Raw genomic sequence first — 26,150 nt, 5'->3', positions numbered from 1 at the left:
TCTTTCACGCACCTGTATATTCTACTATTTTAAGAACAGGAGACTTTTTTAATCTTATCCCATAATTGCCACTCTGATTTTATCCTGTAACTCTGATGCATTTTTATCCAGATTGATGTTTCTGAGTGCCAGAACTTTATATACATATTCTGAAAGAATACTGCTTGTCTCAAACCAGCTGTTGTAGTTCGGCAAAACAACTCCGTTTTTATAAAAAATATCTGACAGTTCCCGGTCTGTCACAGAAATATTCTGTTCACATTCAAAAACAGGCAGTGTTCCTGTACAGGTAAGTATCTGTTTTCTCTGCTGTGTTTCATAAAGATAAGTTATAAACTCCTGCGTCAGTCCGTCTTCTTCATCCAGAATGCCAAGGCTGTTTCCGGTCAGTGCATACCCTTCTTTAATTGCTGACGGAGACGGACTGATTGCAAATTTCACACTGCCACTGCCTTCATTCAGATAAGCTGCCATGCTAAGAGGTGCCAGAAACATTGCTGCTTTTCCTTCCTTAAAATTCGCAGCGGCATCTTTAGAGCTGTTATTTATCGCATCTTTGCTGAAATATCCTCTACGTTTCAGTTCATCCAGATAATTAATTGCCATCTTTCCAGGCTCACTGTCAAGGCTGTAATAATTTCCCCCACAGGAATACAGCAGGCAGTCAAAAAAGTCTGAAGCATCTCCAGATCTTCGTATTCCAAAACTGATTCCATAAAATCCCGGTTCCCGTATACTTGCACATATCTCCATAATTTCTTCCCAGGATTCCGGTTTCTGTAAGTTTTTCTTTTCAAAATAATCTGAATTATAGTACAAAACGTAAGGGTCTACTGTAAATGGTATTCCATAATGTTTTCCGTCTGACATCGCAGACTGCCACAGTCCACTGTAAATTGTCTCACTGTATAGGGATTCTATCAGTTCTTTTGACGAAATTTCCTGTAACAGTCCCATCTCCATGAATCCCGATATTTCTTTATTGCTGCAAATTACCAGATCTGGCTGCTTTTCATCATTGGCACCTACACAGACTTTTTTCTTAATATCTTCCCGATCTGCCCATTCGATGTGAACTTCTGTTCCTTCTTTTTCTTCTGAAAATTTTTCTGCAATGTCCTCCAGTTCTTTTTGCCCTGTACACACTTCATCTGATACCAGTACCTGTATCGTTTTCTCCTTTTCCTCTGTGTAACTGTCCCTGGCATTTCCCTGTTTCTGAAAAGAACAGTACACAATCACCAATGCCAGCAGAAGTACCGTAATAGAAGCTGCAAACATATATTTCACTTTCATTCCCTGAACTCCTTTCGGTACTCTGTAGGTGTTACACCACAAAGCTTTTTGAATATTTTCACAAAATATTTCTGATCCCGGAAACCTACTGCTTCTGCCACTTCATATACTTTACAGTTTTCTGCAAATAACATTCGTTTTGCCACACTGATTCTGAAATTCTGGACGAAATGACTGAAATTGATTCCTGTCTCATTGTAAAATATTTTACTTAAATATTCCGGTGTCACCCTGCAGATTCTCGCCACTTCTGACAGGGAAATTTCTTCCCTGTAATGATCTCTGATGTAGGAAATTGCATTCATTACAATGCCATTTTCAACGCTGATCTCTTCCTCATTCTCTCTGTATAAGGCGTGGAAAAATTTTTCCAGCTGATATCTTACTTCTTCCATTGTTTCACCGGATATGACGCTTTCCATAAAATATTTCATATTCTGTTCTTCATCTGACAATCCGTTTATTTCCGTATATACCCGAAATACATTAGCCATTAACCGGAGTGTGTATTCTTTGATCATTTCCGGTTTTACAGATCCATTCACTACCTGATCTGCAAATTTCTTTCCGTAATCCACAGCTTTTTCTCCATGTCCGTTCCGAAGTTCCCGGATTATACCTGCTTCTATGTTCTGTGGATATCTGATATCCTGATATTGCAGTGCTTCCACAGTCTCTGCATCAATCAGCTTATGGTTCGGTACTGAAAATGCAGCTTCTACCATTTGTTTCATCTCCTCTATAGCAGTCTTCAAATGCTGAAGTCCACATGTTCTTGTAAAAGCACAGGTGCATTTGCCTATCTCTTCCAGTTCTGGAATTATCTTCATCTCAAAACGATTTTTCAATGTTCTGTTTTTTTCTGTACCAGCCACGAGAACAATCGCCTGTTTTTCGCCGGGCAGCTGAAAAACGTGTACATTGTCGATACAAAGTGCCTCCATTACGGATGAGGCACATTTCATATACTCTTTCATATGTTCGGAAAAGAACTTCCCCGGAGAAATCAGAAACAGGGACACCTCTGTCCGTTCATTCATATGCAGCAGCTCACAGAGCAGATCATACTGCGTCCCGTTATCTTCATATTGTCCTTCCAGATAATTTGCCAAAAGCTGTTTTGCGGATACCTGCGATATACGTATGTTGGAAATTTTTGTCTCTGCATCATTTAAATTCTTCAAAAATTCTTCTGTATCCAGTGGCTTTAATAAATAATCCATTACCTGAAATTTAATGGCTTTTCTTGCATACTCAAAATCTGAATATCCTGTCAGTAATATCGTCGGAACCATACATTTTTCATCATATAGTTTCTGTAACATTTCCATACCATCCATTACCGGCATTTTGATATCACTGATCAGCAGATCTGGCTGTTTTTCTTTTACCAGCATATAACCCTGTTTTCCATTTTCTGCCACACCGATCACTTCATGTTCTGTATAATGTTCAATAATATGTAATATACCATTCCGCGTCATCTTTTCATCTTCTGCAAGTACAATTCTCATCTTAAGTCTCTCCTCTCTGCCGGAATCGTAATTTCTACTGTCGTCCCTTCCTTTCTGGAAAGAAAACGCACTTTTCCTTTTCCACCATAATATAGCTTGATTCTGGTGATCACATTTCGAATACCAATGCTGGTTTCCGGTTTTGCACTCCGATAATCATAGTCATTGAGCTTTTTCAATTCTTCTTCCTGCATTCCAATACCATTATCACTGATTTCTATGTATATTTTATGTTCCTCTGTCAGCTGGATTCGAATGCCTATTTCTCCTCTACGGTCCAGTTCCGCAAATCCATGAATTATGGAATTTTCCACAAAAGGCTGCAACAGCAATTTATGAATCTGACATTTTCTGGCCTGTTCTTCTACCTCGATATCGCAGTCAAAAGAATACTCAAACCGCTCCTGCTGCAGATAAATATATTTTTTCAGATAATCCAGTTCTGTTTCCAGTGTCACTATCTCATTGCTGTTATGAATCGTGTATCTTAGAATTTGTGCCAGTTTTGTCACCATTTTACTGATTGCAAACTGTTGCTCCTCGATGGCCAGCCAATTGACCGCATCCAGCGTATTATAAATAAAATGCGGATTAATCTGTGCCTCCAGAGAACGTATTTCCGCATTCTTTTCCCTTAATAAAGATTCCCGTTCCTGTTCATTTGCTTTTTTTATCTCTCCCAGCATGATATTAAAGTTCTGAGAAATTTTTGCAAATTCATCACTTCCGGTTACTTCAATCTTACTGTCCAGATTCCCCTCATTGGCTTCTTTCATGGCATACAGAATCTTCTTCACAGAATGATCGATGTCTATGGATATATAATAAATCACCATAAAACCAATCACCCCAACCAGCGCAGCTACCAGACAGATCATAATCAGCAGGTATCTCACCCTTGTCATGGAATGATTCAGATCCTGCAGATTAATGATATAAAACTGTCCATTCCAGATGCTTAGTGTATGAATATCCGGATTTTTTCTTGGGAATACTTTCTTTTCCTCAACAAACTTTCGTATCTGTTTTTCCAGTTCATTTATTTGCGTTACAGCAATTGCCTCTTTCGGACTCTCACCATAAATATTACTTCCTTCAAATCCCGCTTCCGGCATAGATACAATATTTCCATATCCGTCAATAACAAATGACAGACTGTTCTCTTCCGTTCCCTGACTGTAATTACTTCGGAATTTTTCTTCGTCAATGCAGATTACCACACAGCCGACAGCACCTTTCTCATAGTTATTAAAATCTGTCAGCTGGTGAGCTATATAGAAAAATGAATGACTGCCATATTCCGGATCCTCTTTTCCAAGTAATGCTGAATATACACTGTCTTTTTTCGTCAGAGCTTGTTTTACCAGCATATTATTTCCCATATGTTCTTCAAAACAGATGCTTTCCTGATCAGACTTTGTAATCCTGTCATAATAGCATTCATCTCCGTATTTTCCAATCAATGCAATTCCGGCTATTTCATCATTCCGATAAATCAAATCCTGCATTTTACTGTTCAATAAATGCATAGACAGATAATATTCCTCACCATCCCAGGAATTGATAATCTTCATGTTATCTACATAAGTAGTATCTGTATAAATTTCCTGTATCATGCTGTCATACCGTTCCAGTGCCGAACGAATACTCACCGCGTTTTGCTTCATATTTTCATTAATCAGTTCTCCTGCCTGCTCCGTAATAATCGTTGTACTCAAATGACTGGAAATTACCAGAATCAATACGATCTGAAGTGCAGATATTCCAAACAACAACGCCATAATTTTCTTTGCCAGTTCCATTGCCCGGTATTTTCCAATGATCTGTTCCCGCCATATAATTCTTGTCCTTTTTTCTTTCTTCACGTTTTTCTCCGCCTTGCCAGTTTATTCATTCCACTCTACTTTACCACGTTGCGGCAGGATTTTCATCTCCATTTATTGCATAAAAAAAGACCAAACCGTCTGTTGCGATTCAGTCTTTTATTTATTTCAATAACATAATATCTTTCTCTTCGATTCCGATGAGGATCTCATCTCCGGGCACCTGCTCCCGGTATTCCAGCCAATCTTCTTTGGATACATCCACACGAATCTGTGCTCCTTCTTTGGGAGACACGATCAGGATATAAGAAAAAACATCTTCGATGATACGTTCTATCCTGCAGGAGAATACATTTCGCATAAGTCCCTCGGTTTCTGTTACCGGGCGGATGAAATGGCTTCTTATACCTACACTGGTGGAATCTTCTTTTCCTGTCGTATCACACTTCAGTGTAATACCCCAGTCCAGCGCCATAACTTCTCCTTTTTCTGCTACGGCTGCATCTGAAAAGTTCTTACATCCTGAGAGATACGCTGCTTCTCTTGATATCGGTGTCGTAAACAATTCTTTTACCGGTACCGGTTCACTGGATTTTCCCTGATTCATCACACATACACGGTCGCAGATCCGATAGATCTCGTCACGATTGTGGGATACGAACAATGTAGTTGCACCGAATTCTTTCAGTACATCCTCCAGTTCCAGTTCCAGCTTCCATCGCAGGAATTCATCCAGTGCAGCGAAAGGCTCATCCAGCATGAGCATTTTCGGTCTGGTAAGCAATATTCTGGCCAGTGCCACTCGCTGCTGCTGTCCACCGGACAACTGGGACGGCTTGTGATGTTCCAGCCCCTGCAGATAGAACTTGGCCATCATCTCTGCAACGCGCTTCTGCTGTTCTTCTTTTCCCAGCTTCTGTCCCCTTAAGGCTGCCCGAAGATTTTGCACCACATTCATATTCGGGAATAAGGCGTAGTTCTGAAACAATAGCCCCACATGGCGTTCCTGTGGCTTCAAGTTGATCTTTTTTTCGCTGTCAAAAAAGACGGTTTCGTCCAGTTCAATGTGTCCTTCATCCGGTGTCACCACACCGGCAATACAACGAAGGGTCATACTTTTTCCGCAGCCGGATTCTCCCAGGATTCCCAGCACTTCCTTATCTGCTTCAAATTCCGTATCCAGAATAAAGCTTCCGAAATCCTTTTTTATTTTTACATAAAGTCTCATTTCGTCCGCTCCTATCCTGCCGATCTTTTCCCGGCAGTATTTTTCTTTTCCAGCATATTTACCGCCAGAAGCACGACTGCTGAGATAGCTATATTTACCATAACCCATTTAAATGCCAGCAAATCGTCATTGGTTCGCCACAACTGATATACCGTAGTAGAAATGGTTGCCGTCTTTCCCGGTGTATATCCAGCCACCATACTGGTTGCGCCATACTCTCCCAGTGCCCTTGCAAAGGCAAGAACGGTTCCTGCCATAATTCCCTGACGGCATGCCGGCATGCGTACTTTCCAGAAAATATATGTATTGGATAAACCTAGTGTCTGACCAGAATAGCTTAAGGTCTCATCAAAACTCTCAAAAGCACCACGTGCGGTACGATACATCAGTGGAAATGCCACGATGGTGGCAGCAAAAATGCCTGAATACCAGTTCATAACCAGCTTAGTCCCAAAAGTATTGTAGAACCATATTCCAAACGGTCTTTTAGAGCCCAGCAGCAGCAGGATGAAATATCCTACTACTGTGGGTGGTAATACCATTGGAAGGGTAAGAATCACATCCAGCACACCTTTCACCACCGGATGCAGCTTTGCGATATAGTAAGCTGCAAAGATTCCAGAGAAAAATACCAGTACACTGGAAATCACCGCAATACGAAGTGAATTATACAGTGGAAACCAATCCATCTATTCTTCCCTCCATACTTTTTCTTAAGATTCTGTCTCTGCAGCTGTCTCAGATTCTGCTTCAGATACTGCTTCTGTTTCTTCTTCATCATCTGCTTTTACCATAGTAAATCCAACAGATTCGAATACTTCAGCGCTGGTCTCTGTTGTCAGGTAATCCAGGAATGCTTTTGCTTCGTCAGCATGTGCTGCATTTTTTAATACTGCTGCAGGGTAGATAACCTGTTTGCAAAGTGTGCTGTCTGCCTGATCTACGACTGTCAGTCCTGCCGAGTAAGCATCTGTAGCGTAGATGATACCTGCGTCAACGCTGCCTTCGCTGACCTGTGTGGTAACTTCTTTTACGTTCGATCCATAGGTAATCTTCTTGTCTGCTTCCAGCTGATCCAGAATACCCAGGTTGGTCAGGATCTCTTCTGAGTAAGCACCTACTGGTACGTCCTCGTTGCCAAGGCAAAGCAGGTTCAGCTTATCAGTTCCCAGATCTTCAAAAGACTGGATATCCGCCTGATTATTTTCTGGTACCGCCAGAACGACTTTATTCTCCAGAAGGTCCATTCTGGTTGTGTCATCGATGAAATCGAGCCCATCTTCATTAACAGACGGATCTGCTGTGATATCCAGCTGGTTCATCTGTTTCTGTGCTGCTGAGATGAACAGGTCACAGTCTGCACCTTCTTCGATCTGTGTCTTTAATGTTCCTGAAGAATCAAAAGTAAATACCAGATTTACGTTTGGTTCTACCTCTTTATACATTTCCTGAATCTCTGTCAGAGTTTCTGTCATAGATGCTGCTGCAAATACAACAACATCTGTCTGATCCTCTGCGTAAACTCCTACACACATTCCGGAAGCCATTACTCCTGTTAAAAGTAAAGCTCCTGCTTTTTTCCAAGTATTCATGTTAACTTCCTCCTTCACGTTATTTTTTCAAAAAACACTCGCTAGCAAAATTATATCCCTGTATGTCAGTTTTGTCAATGTTATGACAAACAGGGATCTGTTTTTTTATATACATTTACTGATAATCCTGAAAATAGATGTCAAAAAAATTCTGACTGATCCGCTTCATGTCTTCCAGCATGGCATGATAACGATTCATGAATTCTCTTCCTTCTTCGGTAATCGTAGAATTTCCACCGTTCTTTCCTCCATTGTACCGGTTCAAAAAAGGAAATCCCATCTGTTCTTCTGCCCGGTTCAACAACTTCCAGCACTTAGAATACGACATTCCCATTTTCTTGGCTGCTGCCTGTATGGAACCTGTCTCATCCACGTATTGAAGCAGATGAAAGATTCCAGGTCCAAAGAAATCTTCACCCTTGGATAATACAATTTTGGTCTTCAGGCTTAAGGCTTTTGCATCCCGTATCTGGCGGATATAGGCTCGCACCTTTTCGATATGCTCCGGTCTGGAAATATCATATAAGATGCCGGAGTCATCTGTGTCCAGATTTTTCATATTTCGTTTTCTGTGCATCAGATCTCTTCCATCTTCTGATTTCAAATCTTCATATATCTCTTCCGATATTTTATCTCTTTTGAGATGACTGCTGATTCTAAGCTGTAGTTTCCCTGGCTCTCCATCATAATACAGACAGGTATCACTCTCACATTCCGTCAGTAATTCCAGCGTTTCTACCTTAAATGCCGGGCATTCCACCGGAAGCAGTATCACTTTATCACATCGTTCTGCAGATGCTTCCATCCCAATTCTGGCAGATGTCAGCCAGTCATGACAGACATATTCCGGATCTTCCAAAAAAATTACTCCGTTATGGCTGATATGATTTTTCAACACTGCTGCCTGATAACCGCCCACTACTATGATTGGAGATATTCCGGCTTTTCGTAAGGTATAGATCTCCCGCTTGATTACTGTGGTGCCTTCCACCGAAAGCATGGGAAGAAAGGTCTCCAGTTCTTCATTTCCTGTTTTGTCCTGTGCCAGATCCTGCGCTGCCACAATCACTGCCCCCACATTCATGATTTCGGTTGCTCCTTTCTTATCCTGTGTCGTCTTAGCTGCCTGGACTATCCTGCATATTTTCTGCTATTTTCCGGCAGTTCAATGTTTTTCTGTTATTTACTATCTATCACCATTTTACTGAGAAAATAGTCTGTAAGACGCTCCGTCTCTTCCGATCCAAAAAGCGGAATATCCAGCGTTTCCCCGTTCACATCCAATTCTGCTTTCGTCAGATCTGTCACTATTCCCAGTAAGTTCTTTGGATCACATACTGATTCTGAAGAATTGCCTTTTCGAATCACTTCGATCTTGGGATATTCTGAATACTTAAACCCTTCCAGCAAAATCACATCCACTTCTGGAAATGCACCAACCAGTTCTTCCACAGACGGCGCCGGTGCATATTTGACCACCATATACTTTTTCGCAGAAAACACACAGGTTCCGTCAGCCCCGGCCTGCGCATACTTCCAGCTGTCAGTACCCGGTACATCAGCTTCAAAGTCATGGCCGTCATGCTTGATCACAGCCACCTGAAGTCCGCGCTTTTTCAGTTCCGGCAGGAGCTTTGTAATCAATGTCGTCTTCCCTGAATTTTTCACACCGCTGACCGCCAAAATAAACTGCTTTTTGTTTTTTTCTTTCTCCATATAATTACTACCTGTTCTTCTGTCAATAACCTGAACATTTCTGTTTTCTTTCGCAGAATTTGTCTGCAATTTTTACAACAATATTATTTCTGCAAGTTCTCCCACTTTGGTTCCCGGCTTTCCACCCTGCATCTCAATCAGGCAATTACAGCCTGCCATGGTAGCCAGCACACCATTGGAATGTAATCCTGTCGGTATGGTCACAGACTCTCCATCTGTAACGGCACGGATATATCTGCGCCCACGAACTTCTTTTACAAATTCATTCTTTAACACACATTTTTCCCTTCTGGTCTTTAATGCTTCATCCTGCATCATCTTCTGGAGCATTGGGCGAATCAGCAGATCCACGGATACCGCCACACCAAATGGATTACCGGACAGACTGATTACCGGGGTATCCTGATACACAGAAAAAAGAGTTGGCATACCCGGCTTCATCTGAATATGCCAGAAAATGCGCTGTGCACCTGCCAGTTCCAGTGCTTCGTGCATAATATCCTTTTTTCCAACTGATACAGCGCCTGTGGTAATAATCAGATCCACAGATGGAGCAATATCCTGAATAGCTTTTGTCATTGCCTGTGGCCGGTCTTCGATAGAGTCCAATTTTACCAGTTCCACGCCAAAATCTTCCATACGTGCTGCCAGAAGACTCTGATTACAGTCATAGATCTTGCCAGGAAGCAGCTTTTGTCCCGGTGCCATCACTTCATCTCCGGTAGTTAAAATAGCTACTCTTGCTCTACGGTAAACATTTGCCTCCGTTTTTCCCATACTTGCCAGAATGCCAGCTTCTACGAATCCGATTCTGGTTCCTTTTTTCAGAAGCACGGTTCCTCTTTTAAAATCTTCTCCCTGATAGCAATAATTCTGCCACTGTCTGGTCGGATGGAAGATCTTTACAGTATCTTCCCCATAATCGGTATCTTCCTGACGGACACAGCAGTCACAGCCCTTTGGGATGGCTGCGCCGGTCATAATACGTACCGCCTGCCCTTTTTCCACGGTTATCTCAGAATACTGTCCTGCATCAATCTCTTCCAGAACCTTTAACGTAATCGGATGTTCCTCGGATGCTCCCACAAGATCTTCCGATTTGCAGGCATAACCATCGATCGGTGATTTATCAAATGGCGGGTTATCCAATTCTGCCACCATATCTTCTGCAAGCACCTTTCCCCATGCCTGAAGTACCGGTACTTTTTCTGTCTCTTCTATCATCTTTGAATGAGCAAGCAATGCTTCCAGTGCCTGCTCCACAGTAAGGTTATCCATAATCACACCCCTTTTCCAAAGCTGCAATTCGGATAATGACATTCCTTACATCCCAGACAGAATCCACCATTTCCCATATGTGCCAGATCTTTCTTTGTCACTTCGATTCCTGCAATGATTCGTGGCAATACCAGATCAAAAACAGTTGCTTTTGCATACATGACGCATCCCGGCAGCCCCATAACCGGTGTGCCGTCCTCCAGATAGGATAGCAGGAACATGGCTCCCGGAAGAACCGGAGCTCCATAAGATACGATTCTTGCTCCTGTATTCTTGATGGCTCCAGGAGTCTTGTCATCTGGATCTACGCTCATGCCACCGGTACATACAATCATATCTGCCCCTTCTTCTTTTAACTTCAGAATGGCCTTTGTGATCTTTTCCATATCATCGTTACAGAGGATATGTCCGTGAATCTCTGCACCGTAGGATTCCAGCTTGTTGATAACAACCGGAGTGAAAGTATCTTTGATTCTTCCGTAAAATACTTCGTTTCCGGTAGTTACAATACCAACTTTTCTCTTCTTATATGGAGTCAGGGAAACCAAAGGCTGATCTCCCGCTGTCTTTTTCACCAGATCCATTTTTTCTTTGGCAATCACCAGCGGGATCACACGGGTTCCCAGAAGACGGTCATCTTTTTTCACCGGGAAATTCGTATGTCTGGTGGCAATCATAATCTCATCAATCTCATTGATAGCATCCAGCCTTGGCACATCCACCTGAAATACTCCGTCACAGTCTGCAATCAGCTCAATCTTTCCCTCTTTTACTGCGGTCGGATGCATATTCTCATTCATACAGACATCACAGAGAATCTGCGCTGCTTCGTTCTCATGCAGGGTGTTCTCATCCTTCTCCCATACATACAGGTTATCTTTTCCCAGAGATAACAGTACCGGGATATCCTCTTCCTGCACAATATGTCCCTTACGGAATGCAGTATCCTTCACCACATCCTTCACGATCCTTGTAATATCATGGCAAAGCACATGGCCTACCGCATCCGTTGTCTTAATACACTTCATGTTCGATCTCCTTCTACCGTTCATCTGCGAAATCAGACATATTCTTCACTTTCACAGTGTTTTGGAACAGTTATCATAATTTCCGTACAATTTGCATGGGATCATTGTAACATATTGACAAAAAAAACACAACTGCAAGCATAAGAAATAGCCGCCCTGCACCATGTAAAAAGGGGTACATATCAGTCAGGAACGGCTATTTCTCGGTAACTAAGTGTTCATTTTATGCTTTCTCAATTCTGATTGCGCAAACTTTATATTCCGGAATTCTTGCATATTTATCCAGTGCTGCATTCGTCAGCCAGTTTGCATTTCCATCCGGGAAGTGGAACGGCATCCAGGATTCTCCCTTGGATACTTTATTTCCCACACGAGCAGTGGATTCAATCTGTCCTCTTCTGGATGTCAGTCGAACTCTGTCACCATTCTTGATTCCAAGTTCTGCTGCATCTTCTTCATTCATTTCAATGAATGAACTTCCTTCTATCTCCATCAGCTCCGGAGTCTTTCCTGTCATCGCTCTTGTGGTGTAATGATACAGGATACGTCCGGTCATAAGGATGATTGGATATTCTTCATCCGGAAGTTCTGCAGAAGGCACATATTCTGCCGGATAGAACCATCCCAGACCTCTTGCGAACTTGCCCACATGCATGATCGGTGTACCCGGATGGTCCTTTGTCGGACATGGCCACTGAAGTCCTCTTCCACCTACTTCTTCACTATCCAGACGTGCATGGCTGATGCCTCCAAAGGATGGTGTCACAGATGCAATTTCATCCATAATCTGAGCAGATGTAAGATGCGGCTGTGGATATCCCATACGATTCATCAGATCAATGATGATATCCGTATCCAGTCTTGCATTTCCAGGAATCGTTACTGCCTTGCGCACACGCTGTACGCGACGCTCGGTATTCGTAAAGGTACCTTCTTTTTCTGCATAGCTGACACCCGGAAGAATCACATCTGCATACTGGGCAGTCTCTGTCATAAACAGTTCCTGAATAACAAAGAAGTCCAGGCTCTCCAGTGCCTTGATGATATGATGGGTATCCGGATCAGTAACAATCGGGTCTTCACCGTAAATATAAAGACCTTTCACATCTCCCCTGATTGCTGCCGGGAATACATCCGTAGCATGCAGTCCTGGATTTGGATTCAACTTCGTATTCCATGCTTTTTCAAATTTGGCAATTACTTCTGGATTGGCTACTTTCTGATATCCAGGGAAATCTGTCGGTGATGCACCCATATCACAGGCACCCTGTACATTGTTCTGGCCACGAAGTGGATTGACACCACAACCTTCTCTACCCAGTTTACCAACCAGAAGAGCTATATTTGACATGGACATAACACCTTCCGTACCGGTGGAATGTTCCGTAACACCCAGACAGTAAATAATCGGAGCCATATCTGCTTTCGCATACATGATAGCTGCTTTCTTCAGATCTTCTGCATCAATATGGCAGATCTCTGCTACTTTTTCAGGTGTATAATCTTTTACGATCTCTTTGATCTTCTCGTATCCTTCCGTTCTCTCTGCAATGAACTTTTCATCCTGCAGCCCTTCGGAAATGATCACATTCATGATACCATTTGCAAATGCAACGTTGGTACCTGGTTTTAACTTCAGATGGATATCTGCATGTTTTGCAAGGCCAATATCACGCGGATCCACCACGATCAGCTTACATCCACGCTGTACCGCCTGACGAATCTGCATGCCCACTACCGGATGTGCTTCTTCCGGATTGGAACCTACCAGCATGATCACATCTGGTTTCTTTGTGATATCTTCGATTGGATTGGTCATGGCACCGGATCCCAGTGTCATAGCCAGACCTGCTACCGATGCAGAGTGACATACACGGGCACAGTTATCGGTATTATTTGTGCCGAAACAGGTTCGAACCATCTTCTGAACCATGTAGATATCTTCGTTTGGTGATCTGGAACATGCAAAACCTGCCAGTGATTCACTGCCGTATTTTTTCTTAATCTCCATGAATTTAGATGCAACCAGATCCAGTGCTTCATCCCAGGTAGCTTTCTCAAATTCACCGGTTTCTTTATTCTTAATCAATGGATCTGTGATTCTGGATGGATGATGTACAAAGTCAAAGCTTCCGCTTCGTCCCTTTACACAAAGCAGACCTTTGTTGGATGGTCCATTATAAGCTTCTGTATCCACAATCTTGCCATCTTTTACCAGAAGGTAATACTGACATCCGGTTGCACAATGTGGACAGGTGGTCAGTACCTTTTTTTCTACCTGATATGTACGGTATTTCTTTCTGCGCTTCATGGACAGCGCACCGGTTGGACAGGCCTGTACACAGTTACCGCAGGATTCACAGATACCATCTTTCCACTGACCTTCTCCATTGCCGATTACTGACTGGAATCCACGTTCCATTGTCTCAATGGCACCGCGTCCTACAATATAATTACAGGTATTCACGCATCTGTGGCACAGAATACAAAGACTTGGGTCATAGGTAAAGAATTTATTCGTATCATCTACCTCGCCACCACTCTTCTGTCCTTCATAGCTGGTGGTCTCCAAACCATACTCAAATGCATATTCCTGCAGTTTGCAGTCTCCGTTTGCTTCGCAGGAGAAGCAGTGTACATTGTGATCGGATAACAGCAGATCCAGTGTCTGTTTTCTGGACTGTCTTACCTTTTCTGATCTGGTAAAGATCTCATCCCCTTCTGATACCTGCAGGGTACAGGATGTGTCGATCTTGGTTCTGCCATTATTTTTTACTTCTACCACGCACAGACGGCAAGATCCGTCCGGAATCAGATCCTCAATATAACACAGAGTTGGGATCTCAATTCCTGCTTTTTTTGCCGCATGAAGAACGGTCGTCCCCTTTTCCACTTCCACCGGAATGCCGTCAATCATTACATGAACCATAATATCCTCCTTCCAAACTTTGTTTCGTTTTTTATTTTATATCCGAGAAAGATCTCTTCCTCCCCATTACTGCGGTCATTTTCTTTCTGGCCAGCAGTTATAACTCAATTACCTGCATCTGTTCCCAGGACAGTCCCGCCTGCTTCAGCTGTTCCACGAACTGCTCTTTCCTATCCGGTTCCGTCTTCCAGGCCAACCCGCAGCCTGCGGTAATCTGAGATGGAATGGGAATTAGCCTTCCCGGAAGCTGATGCTCCTGACAATATTTTTCCATTTTGATTGCTTCTGGTGTATTGGAAAATGTAATCACCAGTTGTAGTTTCTTTGTTCTCATAAATTTATTCCTGTAATTCCTTTAATGCCTGAATTGCTGCGTCCACTTCTTCTTCTGTATTAAAACAGGAAAAGCTGAACCGTACCGCACCCTGCTGCTCTGTGCCAAGAGTCTGATGCATCAGGGGAGCACAATGAGCACCTGCACGTACTGCAATTCCATAATCTTCCCAGAGCCAGTCGCTGACTTCTGCGGAATCCACGTCTCCCAGATTCAGGGATACAATGGCTGTTCGCATCTGTGCATCTGTATCTCCATATACTGTAATGTCCGGGATCTCTGCGATGCCTTTTAAGAAGCGCCTGGCCAGCGATAATTCCTTTTCATGGATCTGCTCTACGCCTTGCTTCAATATCCAGGATAGAGAAGCTCCAAGACCTGCAATTCCCGGTCCGTTTAGGGTTCCGGCTTCCAGTGCCGTCGGCATGGTATCCGGATGCTCCTTATCAAAACTCTTCACACCACTTCCCCCTACTTTCAGAGATGCAATTCTTAATCCTTCCCGTACATAGATACCACCGGTTCCCTGTGGTCCCATCAGACCCTTATGTCCGGTGAAACAGAGAACATCAATCCCCATATCCTGTACATCAATCGGAATGCATCCGGCTGTCTGGGATGCATCCACAATCAGAAGCAATCCATTTTCCTTTGCAAAATCCGATATTTTTTTCAAATCAGTCACATTACCGGTCAAATTGGATGCGTGCGTCACAGCAATCACCTTAGTCTCTTTTTTTAAAAGCTTTGGAAGCTGATCATACTGCATCACGCCTTTTTCGTCTGCCGTAAGCAAACTGTAGGTCACTCCCTGTTTTGCCATCCGATATACCGGCCGCAGTACGGAATTATGTTCACACACACTGGTTATTACATGATCTCCCGGATTCAATATTCCCTGTATAGCTATGTTCAGGCTTTCTGTGGCATTACAGGTAAAGGCAATCCGCATGGGATCTGGAATATGAAACAGCTCTGCCAGCTTTTCTCTGGTACCATAGATCATTCTGGATGCATCCAAAGTAGCTTCATGGGCGCCCCTTCCAGAGTTGCCCATGGAAGTCAACGCCATAGTCATGGCCTCTGCCACTCCTTCCGGCTTATGCAGTGTAGTGGCTGCATTATCCAGATAAATCATGGTTTCACTACCTTACTGGCTTTTGCCATAGTATCTGCGATTACATACATGTTCGTAACACTTCCTACCTGAAGCTTCTCAGACAGTCCGTAGTAATTCAGGCAGGTTCCACAGGTAAATATCTCCACGCCCTGCGCTTCCAGAGACTTCAGATCTTCCAGTGATGCAGATCCTTCACAGGTCAAATAAGCACCCTTGTTATAGAATAAAATGGTCTTTGGCAGTGTCTCCAGCTGAGTCAGTGCATAGATATAACCTTTGATCAGGACTTTACCCAGTTCTTCTTCTCCCTCACCCATTTTGTCAGATGAAATCACAACCACTGTGTTATCTCTGGCATCTGGAACGCAGGCCGCTTCTGCTGTTTCTTCTTTCTTCTCATCTGCCTGTCCCTGTAACTTATCTTCTGTTACTGTGATCACAACACGGTATTCTTTTTCTGCTTTTTTCTCAGATTTCACTTCACAGCCAAGGCTTCCTGCCAGTTTCGTCAGATTCTGTACTGCCACTTCATTGTCTACCAGTACCTCTACTTCTTCTGCTTTTGTCAGTGCCTTAATGGCATTCTGTGTCTTGATGACCGGGATCGGGCAGGTATCACCCATTGCGTTAATTGTTACCATAATACTTGCATCTCCTTTTATTTCGAAATCTGACTATTACTTATAGCATTTCAATAAATGCTGACATTCTTGTCTGAATCTGTCCCACATCTGCCTGGGAATAATCTGTTTCAACAACGGTATATGGAATTCCCATCTTATCTTTTACCAGCTTCTTCACCATGGCTGTCTCTACATTGTAGGTATGACAGGCCTGCAGTACCAGATCTACCACTGCATCTACCTTAAAATCTTTGATCAGTTTCTCCAGAAGTTCCATTCTTGCTTTATTCGGAGACATACAGGAACATCCGATACTTAAATATTTTCTGGAAAGTGCATCGTACACATCTGGATTTTCTTCATCTACTTCTGCCAGCGGCTTCATACCGGTACAGTTTTCAAAACAAACTACTACACCACCATTTTCTTCAATGGCACGGATAACCTTCAGTGCAGCTCCACCGGACGGAGAACCGGTTACCAGGATTCGTGGCTTCTTCCCAACGTTCTTACCTTCCTGATATTCTTTTTCAATCTTATCCGTTACCGCATCAATGGTCTCTTCCAGTGTATCCAAGTTCATCTGAAAACCAGAACCATATACCGTATTGATAATATCCAGGCCCATAACCGGAGCCGGATCCTGTGCCATTGTATACTGCAGTCTGGTCAGCGCACGATTGATGCCGTTTCTCTTTTTGATTTCTTTTGCAATGGCTTCTTCTGTAATCTTTACTTCAAATTTTTCTTCCAGTGCTTCTTTGAAACGGATCAGTTCTTTGCGGTATAATTCGTATCCATCTTCCGTCTGGCTATTCGGCAGCTGTACCACATGAACCGGTTTAAACTCTGCCAGCATTTCATACATTTTCTTTTTTCCGTCACAGGTAGTCTCACCCACAACCAGATCGGAAAAATAGAAGAACGGGCATTTATCTGTCTTCGCAAATCCATAGCTGGATTTGATCAGTGGACAGAGGTTTCTTGGCAGATCCTTCTCTGCATCCGGAATGGTCTCATCAGATACGGAACAAAGTCCAACCACTGCTGCACCCATGGCATTGGCGATCTCTCTTGGCAGATAGGTACAGAACACACCTACGATCGGTGTTCCTGCATCCTTAATTTTCTTAATTGCCAGGAATGAATTTTTTCTTGCATCTGCAAATTCTTCAAATACTTCTGGTAATTCTTTTCTTAACTCCATGTTTTCTTTCCCCCTGCTTTTTCATAAGCTAATACTGCTGCACCAATGGCTCCTGTATACTGAGCCAGTTCATGTGTCACAATATGCGCCGGTTTCATATAGGATTCCAGTATTTCTCTGATTACTTTAGACTGTGACAGACCCCCGGAAAAGAAAATCAATTCATTTTCCCGGATCAGCTTCTGTGCAAAAATGGCAGTTCTCTTACAAATCGAATGAAGGCACCCAAGTAAAATGTCTCCTGCCTTTTTCTCCTGCGCCAGGAGACCTACGATCTCACTTTCCGCAAATACCGCACACATGCTGTTGATCTTCTCCGGTGTGGCACCCCTGACAAATTCATCCAGATCTTCTACCCTGGCTCCAACCCGTCCCAGTGTCATCTCGATGAATCTTCCTGTTCCTGCAGCACATTTATCGTTCATCAGAAAATCTGTCACTTTTCCCTGTTCATCCAGAAGCATTACCTTACAATCCTGTCCTCCGATATCAATCACCGCTCTGCACTGTGGCATCAGGTATGCTGCTCCTGCGCCATGACAGGTAATCTCTGTAATCTTCCTGTCTGCCTGTTCAAGAAGCCCTCTGCCATACCCAGTCGTTACCGTCATCGCAATCTCCGGGGAATATAACTGGTTGTACATATCACGGATCACTTTACCAGGACGATCAGATGTTTTTTCTAAATAAATTTTCTGGATCTTCTCTCCGTCAAATACTGCTGCTTTCGTCGTTGCAGAACCGGAATCCAGTCCTAATGTCACCATCTTTTCACCTCATTACTGTCATTTCTCTAAGAAAAGTATAACATCTACCGTATTTTTGTCTAATTCAAATGCCTGATGATTTCTTTGCATTTATAGATTACATCTATAAATAGTCTCGCTTTTTTCTATGAATTATGGTATGATATGTACAAATTTATAAAGTGTCAGGTCTTTTCTTCTGTTATGCCTGCACGAAAAAGAGGTGTCCTATGTATTTTCATCAATTGGAAGCTTTTGTCCAGGTAGCAGAGAATAAGAGTTTTTCTAAAGCCGCCAAAGCCATGTATCTGTCTCAGCCTACTGTCAGTGCACATATCAAAAGTCTGGAATCAGAACTTGGTGTCCCGCTTATTTTACGTACCACCAAAGAAGTGTTGCTTTCTGAGGCCGGACAGATTTTCTATGATTATGCCAAAGAACTTTTGCATACCAGAGATGTGGCCTCCTTGATGATGCAGTCTTATGCCACCGAAATTAAGGGAGAACTTCCGGTAGCTGCCTCCACAGTTCCCTCTCAGTATCTGCTGCCGCAGCTATTGACTGAAATGTATGTGCGTTATCCGGATCTGAAAATTTCTGTCCGCCAGGCAGACAGCTCTGCAGTTATAAGTCAGATTGAAAATTACGATGCAGAATTGGGATTTACCGGTATGCAGATCCCTGATTCCAAATGTATTTTCGAATCTTTATTGGATGATCAACTGGTTCTGATCACCCCCAACACTCCTGCTTATCAGATCTATAAAGGAAAGCTTCCTGTCAGCCAGCTTCGCTATCTCCCATTTATTTTCCGTGAGAAGGGAAGCGGAACACGCAAAGAAGCCGACGCTTTTTTTCAAAGCATCGGCCTAGACGATCAAAAGCTTCATATTCTGACAGAACTGCCTTCTACCGAAAGCATCAAACAGGCTGTCTGTCACGGTCTGGGTGTATCGATTATCAGTAAAATTGCTGCAAAAGATTATGAAAAATTCGGATACCTTTTGAGTTTCGATCTGGATTCTGAACTGCTGAAGCGTTCCATCTATCTGGTTTATCATAAAAACCGGGTACTGACACCGGCTGCCAGATCTTTTGTTGAAGTGATCCGTGAAAAATACGGTCCAAAACCGGAACATCCACGAACTTCACCAAAGGTACATATTCCTGTGGGATGATGGGGACGGTGTTTATGGCTTTTTTACTGTCCCTGATGGCACTCCGTGTTGGTGTCCAATGGACCAGTTCATCAGTGAATTCTCCTCCACACATTTTTCCGTTATCTTAAAATATTTCTCTCTTCAATTCCATCACATATTCTGTGGTGCCTTCCTCAAATTGCTTTTGACCTGTAAAGCAAAATCCATGTCTGTTGTAAAATGCAATTGCTTTTACATTCTTTTCCAATACCCACAGATGATCTGCTCCAAATTCTTTTATGGCAAATTCGATCAGTTCATGACCTATTCCTTCCCTCTGAAAACACGGCTCTATATACAACTTATAGATTTCTGTTCCCTTCATTTGCAGGAATCCTTTGATTAGTCCGTCATCATATACAAAAAGGTTCTGGTATACTTCTTTCTTTTTCAGATACTGGTCTATGAACGATACTACCTGCAATTCTCCAAAGGAATAGGATTCATCTTTGAATATTGGCAGATAATTGATTCTGTTATTGAATACAAAAATTTCAGCAATTCTTGATAAATCTTTAGTCTGTGCGCTTCTTATACTCATAGCTGCTCTCCTCAAGTTTTTTACATATACAGCAGCGGATATGGATTCCCTGCCCTCTGTTTTCATTAGAAATAACTGGCATTTCAAACTGTCCTAAAACCGAATTGCAATCTTTCCAATATTTTTCTTAGCTTTGAAGTATTCGATTGCCTCTACACTGTCTTTAAAATCAAACACATCCGATATATAATTAGAACCCTTTAATATGCCCTGCTTTATAAGTGCTATGATTTCATCATGCACCTCTGCTTCTTCTGCCTTCGACGGCCACTGGGCAAATCGCAGATTAAAGCAAAACGGAGCTTCTTCCCAGTTAATCAGATATTCGCTTTTGGCTGTTTCTCCATAGATACATACATCGCCAAAATTCTTCACCAGTTTCAGATTCTGATTGATCAATGCCGGCACCCCCGCCGCATCCAGAATCATGTCTGCTTTTTCTGGAAGGATTTTTAACACTTCTTCTGTTACATCACACTGGTCAAAATTCAGTGTATAGTCCGCACCACATTTTCTTGCTGACTCCAGCTTTTTCTCCGTGTGATCCACACAAATAACAGGGGAAAGTCCCATGTATTTTGCCAGAGTAATAAATACAAGACCTACCGGACCTGCGCCATAAAGTATCAGGCTTTTTCCCTTCTGGAAACCAAGACGCTTCATCGTAGAATACACTTCACGATATGTGACAATCATAGCTGCTTCCACATCATCCAATCCCTCAGGGATCTTCTTCTGTCCCAGATTGCCCTCTGTCAGCACACCGTCTCCCACAGTGTGTCCATCCTCCAGCATTGCCTCAGCATCACCAATAACCGCATACTCTGCAAAGGCGCCCCAGGTTGAATAGAATTCTTCTCCATCATCCAGAAATGGAAGTACAATTTTATCTCCTACGGTGAAATTTTTCACTTTACTTCCGATTGCTTCCACACGGCCAATTCCCTCATGACCAAGGACAGTAGGATAATTATGAAATCCTTTTAGTTTATCATAAATAATTTCTTTATCCGTACCACATAATGCACCGGCGGTCATTCGTACCAGCGCCTGATACTCTCCAATCTCCGGTTTCTTCATTTCTTCCAGACTTGCATGTCCATCTTTCCAAATTACCAGACCCTTCATTGTAATCTTATCCTCCTATCCTACTTCTGTCAAAACAGTATCTAATTCCCCTGTTATGTTTCCTACTACTCTGGCAAAACAGCCTCTTTCTTCCATCATCCGCAGACATTCTTCTTTTTCATCTGCCGGAATTGCCGCTAACAGTCCCCCAGACGTCTGCGGATCCATCAATGCATCTCGTTTCCATTGTGATACCGTAGATGAAAAACGCACTTTAGAATTCAGATATTCCAGATTCTGGTACACTCCAGATGGTAATATTCCCATAACAGCCATCTCTTCCGTCTTTGGAAGAAACGGGATCTGATCTGCATAAATATGAATCACTTTTTTACTTCCTTCTGCCATCTCACAGACATGTCCGAGAAGTCCAAACCCTGTAACATCAGTACAGGCGTGAACGGTAAACTGGCTAAACACCTCACATGCCTGACGATTTAGCAAAGTCATCCATTTCAGCATTTCTGATTCTTCTGCTTCATTCAACAGACCTCCTCTAGATGCCAGTGCATAGATTCCTGTTCCTATTGGCTTGGTCAAGATCAGTACATCGTCTTCCTGAGCTGTATCGTTTCTCCAGATTTTTGCCGGATGTACTACACCGGATACTGACAGTCCGTACTTTGGTTCATTATCCTCAATAGTATGCCCTCCTGCCACCACAGCTCCGGACTCAGCTACTTTTTCATAGCCACCTCTCAAAATTTCCTGTATACATTTTGGATCCAAACAAGATGGAAATGCAAGAAGGTTTAGTGCCAGTACCGGTCTTCCGCCCATGGCATAGACATCACTCAAAGCATTCGCTGCTGCAATCTGTCCAAAAAGATACGGATCATCTACTGGTGGCGGGAAAAAATCAATGGTCTGAATTAGAGCCTGATCCTTATTCATCTGATAAACAGCCGCATCATCACTGGAACCAAAACCAACCAAAAGTGGTTCACAATGCTGTTCCGGAAGCTTTCCCAATATTTGCCTGAGTACCTCAGGTCCCTGTTTGGACGCTCAACCACCCTTTGCTGTCATCGCTGTCAATTTATACTGATGATTCATAACTGCCACCTTCTTTCTAGTCAAACGGATATTCGCAATCCGCTTCGCTGCTTGCTCATGAACGCAGTCGCTTCGCGATCTGTCAGTGGGAGCTGAAGGCTCTCACTGACAGAAGCATCCCCCTCACCCGCCGCTTAGTGCTCCGCGCACTTGAAGCGGGGGGGAATGCTTATCTGCGTTCAAAAAACGGTCTCTTTTACAAGAGACCGATCACTTTCTGGCGGAAGTATGTGGGAATCGAACCCACCTAAGCGGGAGTTAACCGCTATCACAGGTTTTGAAGACCAGGAGGCACACCAGCACCTATCTACTCCCATTTTTATCATTTCATTTTATCACAAGTATCTTAAAATAGCAACTTATTTCTTACTTACTCAGTATGCCTTCCACTCACTCTCTGCTCCTGTATTCCTGGTGATTCTCTGACCATCCGTATATTCCAGTATCAGTTTTGCATTTTTTCGGCTGGTCGAGAACAGATCTCGCACTTCTGAGATGGTAATCACCGGCTGTTGCTGAACCACTTCCCGTATTTTCTCTGCTGCCGTTTCCAACAATGATTTTACCGTATATGCATCTTCACTTAAACGAACAACCTGATTCTCTTCTCGCAGGAGTAAAAGAATATCTTCTCCCATATCAGCATACTCTTTCTCGACATCTGTTTCTGAGAGTTTTATAAATTGATATTCTGCTTTTTCGAAAGAATTCAGCAAAAGTTTTCTGCATCCCTCATATCTCGCATCTTTCAAAATTTCAAATTCCGGCAAGTGTAAATACTCGCCGCTGGAAATAATACTCTCTTCTGTCTCCCAGTGTTCAAATATTTTAGCTGCAACCACAGGTTTGATTTTTTTCATGTATTTTGTCTGAATCTCAGCCTTTTTTATACCATGACGATATGGGAATTTATGATGGTATTTTTTCAGTTCTGCCTTAATCTGATCCTGAAGATATAACTCATCGTCCCGCATCCAGACATAGGTATCCTTTTTCATTGGGAATACCAAAGCTTCTGATCCATCTTCCAGTTCCGATACGTCCTGACGTATTTCCTCTTCCGACAGAGCAGTTAATTTTGCCAGTTCCGTTATGGTAATCAGCGTATCTCTGTGTGATTTCACATGCATCTGTACCACATCCACAGAAGAACCTGCTTCTTTACGCCGCAGTTCTTCCAACGCTGCTTCCTTGAACCTTCTCTTGGCCTTTGGATTTGGCTCCAGCACTTCTCCACCCCCAATTGTCTCCATCGGAGAATAAAAACGAACCACAAATCTGTCTCCTTTTCGAAGTGCCAGTTCCTGTTCCAGACGAAGCTGTGCAAAACACTCCTCTCCTGCCTTTAATTCATCACGATCCAATAAAATTGCACGACAGAGCACTTCGCTGGTTCCGGTAAATAAATGCAGCCTGCTCCGATTCTTTACAATTCGATTACTGTCTTTTAAAATCTTCAGCTTTACATCCAGCAAGGTCGTACCCTTCATGCTGTTCGGTGAAGCCAGTACATCTCCCCGGCTGATATCTTCCTTTTTTATACCAGTCAGATTCACAGCTACACGCTGTCCTGCACTGCATTCATCTACATTTTTTCCATGTACCTGGATATTCCGTACTTTGCATGGGGCATTCCACGGGTAAAGCTGCAAAGTATCATCTTTACGGATTATGCCGGAAATCAAAGTTCCGGTGACAATTGTCCCAAATCCCGAAATGGTAAAAACCCGGTCAATCGGAAGTCTTGGAATCGTATGAATCTCTTTTTCCTGTACCTCAGATGTTTCCATTTTTACAATCGCATCTGTCAGTTCTTTTAATCCTTCTCCTGTTACAGAAGATACCTTTACAACAGGTGCATCCTTTAAAAACGTATCCTGCAGCTGGTCTCTCACTTCTTCTTCCATCAGTTCCAGCCATTCCTCATCCACCAGATCCATCTTATTTAAAACGACGATACACTTCTGAATGCCCAGAAGATGTAAAATATCCATATGCTCCTTCGTCTGAGGCATAATTCCCTCATCCGCAGCGATAACCAGAAGCACCATATCCATGCCAACTACTCCGGCAACCATATTGTGTATAAACTTCTCATGTCCAGGCACATCTACGATCCCCGCCCGATCTCCATTTGGAAGATCAAAAAACGCAAATCCCAGGTCAATGGTAATCCCGCGTTCCTGCTCTTCCTTCCAACGGTCCGTATTGCATCCGGTTAATGCTTTGATTAATGTTGTCTTTCCGTGGTCGATATGACCTGCTGTTCCAATGATGATATGTTTCATAAAAGCTCCAATTCTCTCACAATGATTTCCATGTCTTCTTTTTCTAATGTCCTCACATCCAGAATGATCTGATCTTTCTGGCATCTGCATATAACAGGAACCGGCAGCTGTTCCATCGCATCTACGATATCCTGGCATTTTTTCTGCTTACAAGTCAAAACTACCGCATATCCACTTAAGTTCGCAGTTGGGAATGCACCTCCCCCAATCTGAGATTCACATGGTTCTACACCGATTTCAAAGGGCAGTTCTTTCTCCTGCATCATCTGACACAGCTCATTTGCATCCTTTCTGATATCTTCTGCTGTCTTTGCAATCATTTTCAGTGCCGGAAGATTGCTTAACGCATTTTTCGGATTCAGATATTCCCGCAGTGTTAATTCCAGTGCCGCTGCTGTAAATTTATCAATCCGCAGCGCTCTCGTCAATGGATGCTTTTTTAATATATCCATATATTTTTTCTTGCCAACGATAATGCCTGCCTGAGGCCCCCCAAGCAGTTTATCTCCGCTGAAAGATACCAGATCTGCACCTGCCTGAATCATTTCCTGAACGGTAGGTTCGTGTGGCAGTCCATATTTTTCCATTGAAAGTAATACACCGCTTCCAAGATCTGCCAGAACCGGTATCCCATGCTCTCTTCCCAATGCTGCCAGACGCTGGATCTCTACTGATTCCGTAAAACCTACAATCTGATAATTGCTGGTATGTACTTTCAAAATCATACCTGTTTCTTCGGTAATCGCCTTTTCATAGTCTTCCAGATGTGTCTTATTGGTGGTTCCCACTTCTTTTAAAATAGTCCCGCTTTGCTCCATCACATCCGGGATTCGGAACTTTCCTCCGATTTCCACCAGTTCACCACGGGATACAATGGCTTCTTTTTCTTTTCCAAGGGCACTGAGCATTAACAAAACTGCCGCTGCATTGTTATTGACTGCCATCGCCGCCTCTGCACCTGTTAACCTGCATAATAATTCGTCAAAATGTGAATATCGCTCTCCTCTGTGTCCCTTATCCAGATCATACTCCAGATTCGAATAACCGGATGCCATACAAAGAATCTGCTGTATGTGTTCTTTACTGATCGGTGCGCGTCCCAAATTCGTGTGCAGAATCGTTCCAGTGGCATTGATTACTTTTTTCATATCAGGCTCTGTCAGTTTTTCCAGCTGCTTTCCGATCCTCTCTTTTAAGTGATTCTCATTTATCGCATTTTCTGTTTTTCCTTCTATGATCTCAGAACGTACCTGTTCCAAAATATTTCGAATTGCTTTTTTTAACTGCTCACTTCCAATCCGTTCCTGAAATTCACGGATCTTTTTATCTTCCAGTAATTCATTCATATTTGGGATACTTCGAAGAATCGCTCTTTTATCCATCTTTTTTCTCCGTTTTCTTCTTTCCTTTGTCCTAATTGGAGGAAACTTTACTTTTCCAATTTTAAAAGTCTTCTCCAATTAAGACAAACTGCCGTATCGATACTTTCAGGATGATCTTCCAT

The 26,150-nt window shown here is 42.9% G+C and carries 22 protein-coding genes and 1 tRNA gene; 1 reads left to right on the top strand and 22 read right to left on the bottom strand.

Going from position 1 to position 26,150, the window contains the following annotated elements; all coding sequences use genetic code 11:
- Nucleotides 1-54 precede the first annotated feature (54 nt).
- The 16 genes from H8716_RS10195 to H8716_RS10120 all read right to left on the bottom strand — a co-directional run bounded on the left by H8716_RS10195 (nucleotide 55) and on the right by H8716_RS10120 (nucleotide 18,455).
- The gene (locus H8716_RS10195; protein WP_249308648.1) at nucleotides 55-1,296 is read right to left on the bottom strand and encodes an ABC transporter substrate-binding protein; all 1,242 of its coding nucleotides are present in this window, start codon (nucleotides 1,294-1,296) and stop codon (nucleotides 55-57) included.
- Nucleotides 1,293-2,810: a response regulator transcription factor gene (locus H8716_RS10190; RefSeq protein ID WP_249308646.1), complete on the bottom strand. Its 1,518-nt coding sequence runs from the start codon at nucleotides 2,808-2,810 to the stop codon at nucleotides 1,293-1,295. Before H8716_RS10190 ends, H8716_RS10195 begins: the two co-directional genes overlap by 4 nt.
- Complete coding sequence (locus H8716_RS10185; protein WP_249308644.1) at nucleotides 2,807-4,675, bottom strand: sensor histidine kinase; 1,869 nt, start codon at nucleotides 4,673-4,675, stop codon at nucleotides 2,807-2,809. Before H8716_RS10185 ends, H8716_RS10190 begins: the two co-directional genes overlap by 4 nt.
- A 121-nt stretch (nucleotides 4,676-4,796) precedes the next feature.
- The gene (locus tag H8716_RS10180; RefSeq protein WP_249308642.1) at nucleotides 4,797-5,861 is read right to left on the bottom strand and encodes a sulfate/molybdate ABC transporter ATP-binding protein; all 1,065 of its coding nucleotides are present in this window, start codon (nucleotides 5,859-5,861) and stop codon (nucleotides 4,797-4,799) included.
- Nucleotides 5,862-5,872: 11 nt separating this feature from the next.
- Complete coding sequence (gene modB / locus H8716_RS10175) at nucleotides 5,873-6,550, bottom strand: molybdate ABC transporter permease subunit (RefSeq protein ID WP_249308639.1); 678 nt, start codon at nucleotides 6,548-6,550, stop codon at nucleotides 5,873-5,875.
- A 24-nt stretch (nucleotides 6,551-6,574) separates the two neighbouring features.
- Nucleotides 6,575-7,453, bottom strand: coding sequence for a molybdate ABC transporter substrate-binding protein (modA, locus tag H8716_RS10170; protein WP_330606561.1), 879 nt, complete (start codon nucleotides 7,451-7,453; stop codon nucleotides 6,575-6,577).
- Between the two features lie 115 nt (nucleotides 7,454-7,568).
- Nucleotides 7,569-8,537, bottom strand: a complete 969-nt coding sequence (locus tag H8716_RS10165; RefSeq protein ID WP_249308637.1) for a LysR family transcriptional regulator — start codon at nucleotides 8,535-8,537, stop codon at nucleotides 7,569-7,571.
- Between the two features lie 95 nt (nucleotides 8,538-8,632).
- The gene (gene mobB / locus H8716_RS10160; RefSeq protein ID WP_249308635.1) at nucleotides 8,633-9,169 is read right to left on the bottom strand and encodes a molybdopterin-guanine dinucleotide biosynthesis protein B; all 537 of its coding nucleotides are present in this window, start codon (nucleotides 9,167-9,169) and stop codon (nucleotides 8,633-8,635) included.
- 72 nt (nucleotides 9,170-9,241) lie between these two features.
- Entirely contained in the window at nucleotides 9,242-10,447 is a 1,206-nt protein-coding gene (locus H8716_RS10155; protein WP_249308634.1) for a molybdopterin molybdotransferase MoeA, read from the bottom strand.
- Nucleotides 10,448-10,449: 2 nt separating this feature from the next.
- Nucleotides 10,450-11,475, bottom strand: coding sequence for a molybdopterin-binding protein (locus H8716_RS10150; RefSeq protein WP_249308633.1), 1,026 nt, complete (start codon nucleotides 11,473-11,475; stop codon nucleotides 10,450-10,452).
- Nucleotides 11,476-11,698: 223 nt separating this feature from the next.
- Nucleotides 11,699-14,404: a formate dehydrogenase subunit alpha gene (fdhF, locus tag H8716_RS10145; protein WP_249308632.1), complete on the bottom strand. Its 2,706-nt coding sequence runs from the start codon at nucleotides 14,402-14,404 to the stop codon at nucleotides 11,699-11,701.
- 97 nt (nucleotides 14,405-14,501) lie between these two features.
- On the bottom strand, nucleotides 14,502-14,738 hold the full coding sequence (locus H8716_RS10140) for a DUF3343 domain-containing protein (RefSeq protein ID WP_249308631.1): 237 nt from the start codon (nucleotides 14,736-14,738) through the stop codon (nucleotides 14,502-14,504).
- A 4-nt stretch (nucleotides 14,739-14,742) separates the two neighbouring features.
- Nucleotides 14,743-15,876 carry an aminotransferase class V-fold PLP-dependent enzyme gene (locus H8716_RS10135; RefSeq protein ID WP_249308630.1) on the bottom strand — a complete coding sequence of 378 codons (1,134 nt, stop codon included), beginning with the start codon at nucleotides 15,874-15,876 and terminating at the stop codon, nucleotides 14,743-14,745.
- Entirely contained in the window at nucleotides 15,873-16,499 is a 627-nt protein-coding gene (yedF, locus tag H8716_RS10130; RefSeq protein WP_249308629.1) for a sulfurtransferase-like selenium metabolism protein YedF, read from the bottom strand. The genes H8716_RS10135 and yedF overlap by 4 nt, the downstream gene beginning before the upstream one ends.
- A 40-nt stretch (nucleotides 16,500-16,539) precedes the next feature.
- The gene (locus tag H8716_RS10125; RefSeq protein ID WP_249308628.1) at nucleotides 16,540-17,688 is read right to left on the bottom strand and encodes a double-cubane-cluster-containing anaerobic reductase; all 1,149 of its coding nucleotides are present in this window, start codon (nucleotides 17,686-17,688) and stop codon (nucleotides 16,540-16,542) included.
- Nucleotides 17,679-18,455: an acyl-CoA dehydratase activase gene (locus H8716_RS10120; RefSeq protein WP_249308626.1), complete on the bottom strand. Its 777-nt coding sequence runs from the start codon at nucleotides 18,453-18,455 to the stop codon at nucleotides 17,679-17,681. The genes H8716_RS10125 and H8716_RS10120 overlap by 10 nt, the downstream gene beginning before the upstream one ends.
- Before the next feature lie 209 nt (nucleotides 18,456-18,664).
- Here H8716_RS10120 and H8716_RS10115 point away from each other — a divergent pair, with 209 nt between their 5' ends.
- Entirely contained in the window at nucleotides 18,665-19,612 is a 948-nt protein-coding gene (locus tag H8716_RS10115) for a selenium metabolism-associated LysR family transcriptional regulator (RefSeq protein WP_249308624.1), read from the top strand.
- A 106-nt stretch (nucleotides 19,613-19,718) separates the two neighbouring features.
- On the opposite strand, the gene H8716_RS10110 is transcribed toward H8716_RS10115, so the two are convergent.
- From H8716_RS10110 to selA, 6 genes are all read right to left on the bottom strand, one after another.
- On the bottom strand, nucleotides 19,719-20,174 hold the full coding sequence (locus H8716_RS10110; RefSeq protein WP_249308622.1) for a GNAT family N-acetyltransferase: 456 nt from the start codon (nucleotides 20,172-20,174) through the stop codon (nucleotides 19,719-19,721).
- A gap of 93 nt (nucleotides 20,175-20,267) precedes the next feature.
- Nucleotides 20,268-21,302, bottom strand: coding sequence for a zinc-dependent alcohol dehydrogenase (locus tag H8716_RS10105; RefSeq protein WP_249308621.1), 1,035 nt, complete (start codon nucleotides 21,300-21,302; stop codon nucleotides 20,268-20,270).
- Nucleotides 21,303-21,317: 15 nt separating this feature from the next.
- Nucleotides 21,318-22,358: a selenide, water dikinase SelD gene (gene selD / locus H8716_RS10100; protein WP_408610890.1), complete on the bottom strand. Its 1,041-nt coding sequence runs from the start codon at nucleotides 22,356-22,358 to the stop codon at nucleotides 21,318-21,320.
- A gap of 218 nt (nucleotides 22,359-22,576) precedes the next feature.
- A tRNA-Sec gene (locus H8716_RS10095) sits at nucleotides 22,577-22,673 on the bottom strand.
- Between the two features lie 59 nt (nucleotides 22,674-22,732).
- Nucleotides 22,733-24,646 carry a selenocysteine-specific translation elongation factor gene (selB, locus tag H8716_RS10090; protein WP_249308619.1) on the bottom strand — a complete coding sequence of 638 codons (1,914 nt, stop codon included), beginning with the start codon at nucleotides 24,644-24,646 and terminating at the stop codon, nucleotides 22,733-22,735.
- Entirely contained in the window at nucleotides 24,643-26,028 is a 1,386-nt protein-coding gene (selA, locus tag H8716_RS10085; RefSeq protein ID WP_249308616.1) for an L-seryl-tRNA(Sec) selenium transferase, read from the bottom strand. Before selA ends, selB begins: the two co-directional genes overlap by 4 nt.
- Nucleotides 26,029-26,150: the final 122 nt, after the last annotated feature.

It is taken from the genome of Jingyaoa shaoxingensis (genome assembly GCF_014385005.1).
GTDB lineage: Bacteria > Bacillota > Clostridia > Lachnospirales > Lachnospiraceae > Marvinbryantia > Marvinbryantia shaoxingensis.
The sequence above is the reverse complement of the archived record's forward strand: the minus strand, read 5'-3'. Positions and strand labels throughout refer to the sequence as shown.